Origin of the sequence: Streptomyces sp. NPDC048191 (assembly GCF_040652655.1) — a bacterium.
GTDB lineage: Bacteria > Actinomycetota > Actinomycetes > Streptomycetales > Streptomycetaceae > Streptomyces.
Genome location: NZ_JBEZMO010000015.1, coordinates 210,308 through 221,280 on the forward strand (window position 1 = coordinate 210,308; position 10,973 = coordinate 221,280).

The following is a 10,973-nucleotide window of genomic DNA, read 5'->3' on the forward strand; positions in this document are numbered from 1 at the left end:
GTCACGCCATCTCCTCGCCGAGCGGATGCGGGTTGGGGACGATGCGCCGGGCGTCGGGCCTGCCCGGTGCCTTGAGGAAGAGGGCCAGTACCGCTGAGGCCAGGCCGATGGAGCCCGCCAGGACGAACGCGCCGTGGTAGTCCCACTCCCCGACGACGACCGCGCCCAGCCCGGAGCCCACCAGCCCGGACACCAGCTTGGAGCTGTAGACCAGCCCGTAGTTGGTGGCGTTGTGGTTCTCACCGAAGTAGTCCGCCGTCATGGCCGCGAACAGCGGGAAGACCGCCCCGCCGCCGAACCCGGAGACCATGGAGCAGAACAGGAAGAACGGCATGCTGCCCGCCTGGCCGGAGACCAGCACACCGAACTGCGCACCGCCGAGCACGGCACAGACGATGATCAGCGTGTTCCGGCGGCCGTACCGGTCGGAGACCCAGCCGACGACCCCGCGACCGGTGCCGTTGACGATCGCCTGCAACGACATCGCGGTGGCGACGATCCCGCCCGCGAACCCCATGTCCCTGCCGAACGGCACCTGGAAGGCGATGCCGAAGACATTGATCCCGGCCGTGCACAGCAGACAGAACCACATCATCCACAGGACGGGCGTACGGGCGGCCTCCTTCGGGGTGTACTGCCTGATCGCGGGTGGGTTCTTCTCCAGGGCCCGCCGTGTCCGGGGGTCCCGGTCGGCCTTGAGCGGATCGACGTGCGGCGGCCACCAGTTCTTCGGCGGGTCCCGGAAGAACCAGCCGGCCGTGGCCACCACCAGACACAGCCCGACGCCGGCCGTGGTGAGCACGACCCGGTAGTTGCTCAGGTCCAGCACGGAGGTGAAGAGGAACACGAACGGCACGGACCCGTAGGCGAAGCCGCCGCTGACGAAACCCGTCTTGCCGCCCCTGCGCTCCGGATACCACTTGCTGACCATGTTCACGCAGGTCGCGTAGACGAGACCGGCGCCGATGCCGCTGCACATGCCGAAGCCGAGACAGGCGACGGCCACGTTCGGCGCGTACGCCGGCGACAGATAGCCCAGCAGCGTGCCCGCCGCGCCGACCAGCATGGCCGTACGGGCCGGGAGCCGTCCGCTCTCCCGCAGCTGCCCGGCCGGGAAGGCCACGGCCGCCTGGAAGAACACCCAGACGCCCAGCAGCCAGAAGATGTTCCCGCTGCTCCACAGATGCGCCTCGTGCAGCGTGTCCTCCGCGGAGGTGAACGCGTACTCGGCGGAGCTGATGCCCATCATGCCCACCCAGGGCAGGACGACCATCCACATGCGTGTTCGGCCCATGAGATCGACGTCTGTCTCGCCGATCCGGTACACGCGGCCGTTGCGATCCGTCACCTCCCTGAAGGGGACGGGTATCGATAGATCGGTGGATTTCATGGCTGCTCTGCACCCCTTGCGTCGAAAGTTCTGGCCAGCGCCCCCTGTCCAATGCCTTTCGTGCGCGCACGGGTCCCGGGTCCGGCCGACGCGCACCGCCGGCCGGCTCCCTCCTCGCCTAGGTCATGAGCCGCCCCCCAGCAGCCCGGCCGCCCGCGCCCACCGGTACTTGGCGCCGAGCACGGCCACCGGCTTCTCGGTGGTGTACGGGTAGGCCACGACCCCCCGCTCGTACAGGTACTGGCAGGCCTCCTCGACCTCGACGTCCCCGGCGAGCGAGGCCACGACCGGCTTCTCGACGCCACGCTCCCGGAACTCCGCGACCACCCGCGCGGTCAGCTCGGCGAACACCATCGGCGGGGTGACGATCGTGTGCCAGTAGCCGAGGACGAGCGCGTGGATGCGCGGGTCCTCCAGGCCCAGCCGGATCGTGGCCTCGTACGTCGACGGCGGCTCGCCACCGGTGATGTCGACCGGGTTGCCCGCGGCCCCGAACGGCGGGATGAACCGGCGGAACGCCTCGTCCAGGTCCGGCGGGATCTCCATCAGGGACAGCCCGTTGTCGGTCACCGCGTCGGACAGCAGCACGCCGCTGCCGCCCGCGCCGGTGATGATCACGACGTTGTCGCCCCGGGGAGTCGGCAGGACGGGCAGGGCGCGCGCGTACTCCAGCATGTCGTTCAGGCCCGGCGCCCGGATCACCCCGGCCTGCCGCAGGATGTCGTCGTACACGGCGTCGTCGCCCGCGAGGGCGCCGGTGTGCGAACCGGCGGCCTTGGCACCGGCCGCGGTGCGCCCCGCCTTGAGGACCACAACGGGCTTCCTGCGTACGGTGTTCCGTGCCGCCTCGACGAAGGCGCGGCCGTCCTTGAGGTCCTCCAGGTGCATCGCGATGCACTCGGTGTGCGGGTCCTCGCCGAACCAGGTCAGCAGATCGTCCTCGTCCAGGTCGGACTTGTTGCCGAGGCCGACGATCGCCGACACACCCGTCCTGGTGGTGCGGGCGAAACCGAGGATGGCCATGCCGATACCACCCGACTGCGAGGTCAGCGCCACCCCGCCCTTCACGTCGTACGGCGTGCAGAACGTGGCGCACAGGTCCTGCCAGGTGGAGTAGTAGCCGTAGATGTTCGGACCGAGCAGGCGGATGCCGTGCCGTTCGGCGATCTCCACGATCTCCGCCTGGAGTTCGTGCTCGCCGGTCTCCGCGAAGCCGGAGGGGATGAGGACGGCGTTGGGGATCCGCTTGCGTCCCACCTCCTCCAGCGCGGCTGCCACGAACTTGGCGGGAATGGCGAAGACGGCCACATCCACCTCACCGGGAACGTCCGTGACACTCTTGTACGCCTTGCGGCCCAGAATGTCATCGGCCTTGGGGTTCACCGGATGGATCTCCCCGGCGAAACCGCCGTCGACCAGGTTGCGCATGACCGAATTGCCGATCTTGCCCTGCTCGTTGGAGGCGCCGATCACCGCGACCGAGCGCGGCTGCATCAGCCGGCGCATGGAGGTGAGGATCTCCTCGCGCGTGTACGTCCTGCGCGGGGGCGGCTGCTTCCCGGCGAGGATCACCCGGATGTCGGCGGCGACCGCGCCCTGAGCGGTGGCGATCACCGGGTTGAGGTCCACCTCGGCTATGTCCGGGAAGTCCGTGACCAGTTGGGACACCCGGCGGATCTGCTCCGCGAGAGCCCACCGGTCCACGCCGGCCTGCCCGCGCACCCCGCGCAGGATCTCCGCCGACCGGATGGAGTCCAGCATCGACAGCGCCTCGTCGGCATCCAGCGGCGCCAGCCGGAACGTCACGTCCCTCAGCACCTCGACCAGCACACCGCCGAGCCCGAACGCCACCACCTTCCCGAAGGTCGGGTCGGTGACCGCGCCGACGATGACCTCCTGGCCCCGCGGCAGCAGCTCCTGCACCTGCACGCCCTCGATGCGCGCCGCGGCGTCGTACGCGCGGGCGTTCTCGACGATCCGGCAGAACGCGGCCCGTACCTCCGCCGCGCCCCGCACGCCCACCACGACGCCGCCGGCGTCCGTCTTGTGCAGGATGTCCGGCGAGACGATCTTCATGACCACGGGCCCGCCGAGGCGCGCCGCCGCGGCCACCGCCTCGTCCACGTCCGTCGCCAGCTCCTCGCCCGGTACGGCGATCCCGTACGCGTCGGCGATCACCTTGCCCTCGGGCGCGGTGAGAGCCGTACGGCCCTCGGCGCGCACCGAGTCGAGGAGCGCGCGCACCCGCAGCTCCCGGTCCTCTGCCATCACGTCAGATCACTCCGTTCGACTTGAGCAGGCGCAACTCCTCGTCACCGAGGCCCAGTTCGCCGACGTAGACCTCTTCGTTGTGCTCGCCCAGCAGCGGTGAGGCCGTCACCTCGACGGAGGAGTCGGACAGCTTGAGCGGACTGCCGACGGTGACGAACTCGCCGCGTTCGGGGTGCGGGACGCGCACCACCATCTCGTTCGCGGCGAGCGAGGCGTCCTCGATGATCTCCTTGGTGGACAGGATCGGCCCGCACGGGATGTTGTGCGCGTTCAGCTTCTCCAGCACCTCCCACTTGGGGAGGGTGGACGACCACTCCTCGATCAGCTGGAACATCTTGTTCAGCTTCGGCAACCGGGCCTCGGGGGTCGCCCACTCGGGGTCGGCGGCGAGTTCCGGCCGGCCGATGAGCTCGCTGAGCGGCCTCCAGCCGACGGGCTGGACGATGACGTACACGTAGTCGTTCGGGCCGCCCGGCGCGCACTTGACCGCCCAGCCGGGCTGGCCACCGCCGGAGGCGTTGCCGGAGCGGGGCACCTCGTCGCCGAAGTCCTCGTTGGGGTACTCGGCGAGCGGGCCGTGCGCGAGGCGCTGCTGGTCGCGCAGCTTCACCCGGCAGAGGTTGAGCACGGCGTGCTGCATGGCGACGTTGACGCGCTGCCCGCGTCCGGTGCGCTCGCGCTGGAAGAGCGCCGCGAGGATCCCGGCGACGGTGTGCACTCCGGTGCCCGAGTCACCGATCTGGGCTCCCGTCGCCAGCGGCGGCCCGTCCTCGAAACCGGTGGTCGCCATCGACCCGCCCATGGCCTGCGCGACGACCTCGTACGCCTTGTAACCGGTGTACGGCCCCTCGCCGAACCCCTTGATGGAGGCGTAGACGATCCGGGGGTTGATCTCCTTGATGCGGTCCCAGGTGAACCCCATCCGGTCGACGGCGCCCGGCCCGAAGTTCTCGACCATGACGTCGGAGCGCCGGATCAGTTCGGTGAGGATCTCCTTGCCGCGCTCGGTCTTGGTGTTCAGGGTGATGCTCCGCTTGTTGCAGTTGAGCATCGTGAAGTAGAGGGAGTCGACGTCCGGCAGGTCCCGCAGCTGCTTGCGGGTGATGTCGCCGGTCGGTGCCTCCAGCTTGATGACGTCGGCGCCGAGCCAGGCGAGCAGCTGGGTGGCGGAGGGCCCGGACTGGACGTGCGTCATGTCCAGGACGCGGATGCCGTCAAGAGCCTTGGTCATGACTGGCGCTCCTCACTTGTACATGGTCTGGTTCATGGTTCCGGGGGCGTACGCGTCCGGGTCGACCCAGACGTTGATCAGCGACGGCTTGCCCGACTCGCGGGCCCGGCGCAGCGCGGGCCCGATGTCGGCGGGGTCACGGACCTCCTCGCCGTAACCGCCCAGCATCTGCGCGAACTTGTCGTACGTCACGTCGCCGAGGGTGTTGCCGACCCGTTCGCGTTCCCTGCCGTACTTGACGGCCTGGCCGTAACGGATCTGGTTCATCGAGGAGTTGTTGCCGACGACGCCGACGAACGGCAGGTCGTAGCGGACCAGGGTCTCGAAGTCCCAGCCGGTCAGCGAGAAGGCACCGTCCCCGAAGAGGGCGACGACCTCCTTGTCCGGGCGGGCCTGCTTGGCGGCGAGCACGAACGGGACGCCGACGCCGAGCGTGCCGAGCGGGCCCGGGTCCATCCAGTGGCCGGGCGACTTGGGCTGGACGACCTGCCCGGAGAAGGTGACGATGTCGCCGCCGTCGCCGATGTAGACCGAGTCCTCGGTGAGGAAGTCGTTGATCTCGCTGACCAGGCGGTACGGGTGGATGGGCGACGCGTCCGACTTCAGCTGCGGCAACCGCTTCTCGATCGCCGCCTGTTCGGCCGCGCGCAGCTCGTCCAGCCACTCCTTGCGCTGGGACGCACCTCCGTTGACGCGCCCGCCGGCCGCTTCGGTCACCGATTTCAGCACCAGTCCGGCGTCGCCGACGATGCCGAGGTCGATGTCGCGGTTCTTGCCGACGGTGCGGTAGTCCAGGTCGATCTGGACGACCGTGGCGTCGGGGGAGAGGCGCTTGCCGTAGCCCATGCGGAAGTCGAAGGGCGTGCCGACGATCACGATGACGTCGGCGTTGGAGAAGGCGTAGCGGCGGGAGAGCTGGAAGTGGTGCGGGTCGCCGGGCGGCAGGGTGCCGCGTCCCGCGCCGTTCATGTACGCCGGGATGTCGAGGGTGCGCACCAGCTCGACGGCGGCCTCGGTGCCCCGGGTCGTCCACACCTGGCTGCCCAGCAGGATCGCCGGCTTCTCCGCGTGCACGAGAAGGTCGGCGAGCTTCTCGATTGCCTCGGGGTCGCCGGCGGAGCGGGTGGAGGCCCGGGAGGCGCCCGCCTTCGGTACCCGCGCCTTCTCCACCGGCACCTTCGCGTCCAGGACGTCGCGGGGGATCTCCAGGAAGGAGGGGCCGGGCGCGCCGTGGTAGCACTCGCGGAACGCCATGGAGACCATGTCGGCGGCGCGCGTGGTGTCCGGCACCGTCGCCGCGAACTTGGTGATCGGCGTCATCATGTCGACGTGCGGCAGGTCCTGCAGCGATCCCATCTTGTGCTGGGTGAGCGCGCCCTGGCCGCCGATCAGCAGCATCGGGGACTCCGCGCGGAAGGCGTTGGCGACCCCGGTGACGGCGTCCGTCGTTCCCGGGCCGGCGGTGACCACGGCGCAGCCGGGCTTGCCGGTGATACGGGCATAGCCGTCGGCGGCGTGCGCGGCGACCTGCTCGTGGCGTACGTCGACGACTTCTATGCCCTCGTCGACGCAGCCGTCGTAGATGTCGATGATGTGGCCGCCGCACAAGGTGTAGATGCGGTCGATCCCCTCGGCCTTCAGCGCCTTGGCAACGAGATGACCACCGGAGATCACGTCCTGGGTGTCGTCGGGCATGGCGAAGTCCTGTCCCTTTCGTAGGGGGGTCGGGCGGCTCGCTTGGTCCTGCATGCGTGGTACGGCATGCTGTATGCGGTAGATTGCATACAGTCGACGAATACTGTATGAAGCTTGTTATCCCCCATCCCGGTGGGTGGTGTCCAGGGGGCGTACGCACTTTTCGGTCACCGAAATCCGGCCGCTCTCCCTCACCGCGGCTGGCTCCGGCGGTGACACACCGACAGCAGGCGTCGCGGCACCGTGACGACCTGGCAGACAGGAGCCGCACATGGACCTGTACGAACACCAGGCACGGCAGCTCTTCGAGGACCACGGCATCCCCGTGCCGCGGGCCGAGGTCACCGACTCGCCCAAGGAGGCCCGCGGGATCGCCCGCCGGCTCGGCGGCCGGGTCGTCGTCAAGGCCCAGGTGAAGACGGGCGGGCGCGGCAAGGCGGGCGGGGTCAGGTTCGCCGCCGACCCCGCGACGGCCGAACTGACGGCACGTCAAATCCTCGGGGCGGACATCAAGGGACACCGGGTCGGCACCGTGATGCTCGCCGAACCGGTCGACATCGCCGAGGAGTTCTACGTCTCCTACGTCCTCGACCGCGCCACCGGCGGCTTTCTCGCCATCGCCTCCGCCCAGGGCGGCATGGAGATCGAGGAGGTGGCGGCCACCCGGCCGGAAGCGGTGGCGCGGATCCCCGTCGACCTGGCCGAGGGTGTCACGTCGGCCACGGCGGGCCGGATCGCGAGCGCGGCCGGGCTGCCGCCGCAGAGCGCCGACGTCCTCGTGCGGCTGTGGGAGGTGCTGGTCCGCGAGGACGCCCTGCTGGTCGAGGTCAACCCGCTGGTGCGCACCGCGCGGGGACGGATCCTCGCGCTCGACGGCAAGGTCACCCTGGACGACAACGCCCGCTTCCGCCAGGCCCGTTGGGGCGGACGGGACCAGGGGCACGGGGACCCGATGGAGGCCGCCGCCGCCGAGCGCGGCCTCACCTACGTCCGGCTCGACGGCGAGGTCGGGGTCATCGGCAACGGCGCCGGACTGGTCATGTCGACCCTGGACGTGGTCGCCGGCTGCGGCGCCCGTCCCGCCAACTTCCTCGACATCGGCGGCGGGGCCTCCGCGCAGGTGATGGCCGACGGACTGTCGGTGATCCTCTCCGACCCGGCCGTGAAGTCCGTCCTCGTCAACGTCTTCGGCGGCATCACCGCCTGCGACGCCGTCGCCGAAGGCATCGTGGCGGCCGTCGACACCGTCCGCCTGACCAAGCCGCTCGTCGTCCGCCTCGACGGGAACAACGCCGCGCGCGGCCGCGCGATCCTCGGCGAGCGCGCCCATCCGCTCGTCGAACAGGCCACCACCATGGACGGCGCCGCCCGCCGGGCCGCCGAACTCGCCCACACCGCCTGAGGAGCCGGGACATGGCCATCCACCTCACCAAGGAGAGCAGGGTCCTCGTCCAGGGCATGACCGGGGGCCAGGGCATGCGGCACACCCGGCGCATGCTCGCGGCCGGCACGAACGTCGTCGGCGGGGTCAACCCGCGCAAGGCCGGGCAGAGCGTCGACTTCGACGGGCAGGCGGTCCCGGTCTTCGGGTCGGTCGCCGACGGCATCCGGTCGACCGGAGCCGATGTCACCGTCGTCTTCGTGCCGCCCGCCTTCGCCAAGGCCGCCGTCGTCGAGGCCGCCGACGCCGGGATCCCCCTCGCAGTCGTCATCACCGAGGGCATCCCGGTCCACGACACGGTCGCCTTCACCGCGTACGCACGACGGAACGGCACCCGGATCATCGGCCCCAACTGCCCCGGCCTGATCACCCCCGGCCAGTCCAACGCGGGCATCATCCCCGCCGACATCACCAAGCCCGGCCCCGTCGGCCTGGTCTCCAAGTCGGGCACGCTGACGTACCAGCTCATGTACGAGCTGCGCGACACCGGCTTCTCCACCTGTGTCGGCATCGGAGGTGACCCGGTGGTCGGCACCAGCCACATCGACTGCCTGGCCGCCTTCCAGGACGACCCCGACACCGAACTGATCGTCCTCATCGGGGAGATCGGCGGTGACGCGGAGGAACGGGCCGCCGCCTACGTCCGGGACCACGTCACCAAACCCGTCGTCGGCTACATCGCCGGGTTCACCGCACCCGAGGGCCGGACCATGGGCCACGCCGGCGCGATCGTCTCCGGCTCCTCGGGCACGGCCCGCGCCAAGCAGGAGGCACTGGAGGCATCCGGAGTCCGCGTCGGCCGCACCCCGACCGAGACGGCCCGACTGGTGCTGGAGACCCAGCGAACCGGCTGACACCGACCTTTTACGGGAGCGTTTTCCTGCCCACCGGCTGACGCCTGCCTGTTACGGGAGCGCTTTCCTGCCCGCCGACTGACCGACCGGTTCACCGGTCCCGAAGCGTTTCCTGCCCACCGGCTGACGCCTGCCCGTTACCGAAGCGTTTTCCACCCCGCCCCGACCGTGCACCGAGAGCGGAGCTGACGCATGGCACCCACCCTCACCCCGAACCCTCCGTCCGCCGACCCCCCGCCCCCCGCATTCCTCAAACCGGGCACGGCCTACGCCGACGCGTGGCGGCGCTGCCTGGCCGCCGCGCCCGAGGCCTTCCGGGACGACCGTGTCCTGAACCTCTGGGGAGCCGCCTGGCGCCCCGACGGGCGCACGCTCCCCGCGACCACCCCGGTCGACGGCACCCCGATAGCCGGGGCCCCGCGCCTCGACGGCGCCACCGCCCAGCAGGCCGTGCGCGCCGCCCTCGACCAACACCGCGCCTGGCGGCACATCCCGCTGCCGGAACGGCGGGCGCGGACCAGCGCCACCCTGGACGCGCTCACCGCGCACCGCGACCTGCTCGCCCTACTGCTCGTCTGGGAGATCGGCAAGCCGTGGCGGCTCGCCCTCGCGGACGTGGACCGGGCTATCGACGGCGTGCGCTGGTACGTCGACGGCATCGGGCCGATGCTCGCCGGCCGGACCCCGCTGGACGGGCCTGTCTCCAACATCGCCAGCTGGAACTACCCGATGAGCGTGCTCGTGCACGCCACCCTCGTGCAGGCCCTCGCGGGCAACGCGGTGATCGCCAAGACCCCCACCGACGGCGGCGTGGCCTGCCTCACCCTCGCCACGGCGCTCGCCGCCCGCGAAGGGGTGCCCCTCACGCTGGTCGGCGGCAGCGGCCGTGAGCTCAACCACGCCCTGGTGCGGGCACCGGAGATCGGCTGCGTGTCCTTCGTCGGCGGCCGCGACACCGGCGCCGACGTCGCCACCGCGGTCGCCGGCCTCGGCAAACGGCACATCCTGGAACAGGAGGGCCTGAACACCTGGGGCATCTGGGACTTCTCCGACTGGAAGCGGCTCACCGCCGTGATCCCCAAGCTCTTCGACTACGGAAAACAGCGCTGCACCGCTTACCCGCGGTTCGTGGTGCAGCGGTCCCTCTTCGACGCGTTCCTGGCCGCCTACCTGCCCGCGGTCCGCTCCGTCCGCGTCGGCCATCCCCTCGCGGTCGCCGACCCCGCCGACCCCCTACCCGAGCTGGACTTCGGTCCGCTGATCAACGCCGCCAAGGCCAAGGAGCTCACCGACCAGGTCGCCGAGGCCACGGAGCGGGGCGCCGTACCGCTGTACCGCGGCCGCCCCGACGACAGACGGTTCCTGCCGGGCCAGGACACCTCCGCCTACGTCCACCCGGTCACCCTCCTGAACCCACCGCCGTCCTCCCCGCTGCACCACGCGGAACCCTTCGGCCCCGTCGACACGATCGTCCTGGTCGACACCGAGGCCGAGCTGCTGGCCGCCATGAACGCGTCCAACGGTGCGCTGGTCGCCACACTCGCCACGGACGACCGGGCCACCTACGACCGGCTCGCCCCGCAGATCCGCGCCTTCAAGACCGGGCACGGCGTGCCCCGCTCCCGCGGTGACCGCGACGAGCTGTTCGGCGGGTTCGGCGCATCCTGGCGCGGAGCCTTCGTCGGCGGCGAGCTTCTGGTGCGTGCCGTCACCCGGGGGCCGGCGGGTGAGCGTCTGCCGGGCAACTTCCCGGAGTACCAGCTCATGCCCTGATCCTCACCACCTGTGCACGGGATCTCGCCGTCCGTATCCGGCCTTGATCCGGCGGCCCGGTTCGGTCCGGGCCACCACTCACGGGACGGATACGCAGGTGAAACGCACTCCGAAACCTTGGTATTGTTGTCCATGTCGCCGCGGGGAGCACCCCCGCCCAGGCGACAGACACCTGGTCCGGGTGGCGGAATGGCAGACGCGCTAGCTTGAGGTGCTAGTGCCCTTTATCGGGCGTGGGGGTTCAAGTCCCCCCTCGGACACGATCACTGACGATACGCAGATGGGGGCCGCGACCTTAAAGGTGGCCGCGCCCCACAG

Annotated in this window: 7 protein-coding genes and 1 tRNA gene; 4 read left to right on the top strand and 4 right to left on the bottom strand. The window is 70.6% G+C overall.

The window, feature by feature from the left end; all coding sequences use genetic code 11:
- Position 1 precedes the first annotated feature (1 nt).
- The 4 genes from AB0D93_RS24630 to AB0D93_RS24645 form a co-directional block, all read right to left on the bottom strand.
- Complete coding sequence (locus AB0D93_RS24630) at positions 2–1,390, bottom strand: OFA family MFS transporter (RefSeq protein WP_362122781.1); 1,389 nt, start codon at positions 1,388–1,390, stop codon at positions 2–4.
- A 123-nt stretch (positions 1,391–1,513) separates the two neighbouring features.
- Positions 1,514–3,658 (bottom strand): acetate--CoA ligase family protein, encoded by a 2,145-nt coding sequence (locus tag AB0D93_RS24635; protein ID WP_362122784.1) that lies wholly within the window; start codon positions 3,656–3,658, stop codon positions 1,514–1,516.
- Between the two features lie 4 nt (positions 3,659–3,662).
- Entirely contained in the window at positions 3,663–4,892 is a 1,230-nt protein-coding gene (frc, locus tag AB0D93_RS24640; protein ID WP_362122787.1) for a formyl-CoA transferase, read from the bottom strand.
- A gap of 12 nt (positions 4,893–4,904) precedes the next feature.
- Positions 4,905–6,587, bottom strand: coding sequence for a thiamine pyrophosphate-binding protein (locus tag AB0D93_RS24645; RefSeq protein ID WP_362122790.1), 1,683 nt, complete (start codon positions 6,585–6,587; stop codon positions 4,905–4,907).
- A gap of 271 nt (positions 6,588–6,858) precedes the next feature.
- Here AB0D93_RS24645 and sucC point away from each other — a divergent pair, with 271 nt between their 5' ends.
- From sucC to AB0D93_RS24665, 4 genes are all read left to right on the top strand, one after another.
- A complete protein-coding gene (gene sucC, locus AB0D93_RS24650) occupies positions 6,859–7,989 on the top strand; it encodes an ADP-forming succinate--CoA ligase subunit beta (protein ID WP_362122792.1) in 1,131 nt (376 codons plus the stop codon).
- An 11-nt stretch (positions 7,990–8,000) separates the two neighbouring features.
- Positions 8,001–8,882: a succinate--CoA ligase subunit alpha gene (gene sucD, locus AB0D93_RS24655; protein WP_362122795.1), complete on the top strand. Its 882-nt coding sequence runs from the start codon at positions 8,001–8,003 to the stop codon at positions 8,880–8,882.
- A 192-nt stretch (positions 8,883–9,074) separates the two neighbouring features.
- A complete protein-coding gene (locus AB0D93_RS24660; protein WP_362122798.1) occupies positions 9,075–10,655 on the top strand; it encodes an aldehyde dehydrogenase family protein in 1,581 nt (526 codons plus the stop codon).
- Between the two features lie 175 nt (positions 10,656–10,830).
- A tRNA-Leu gene (locus AB0D93_RS24665) sits at positions 10,831–10,915 on the top strand.
- Positions 10,916–10,973: the final 58 nt, after the last annotated feature.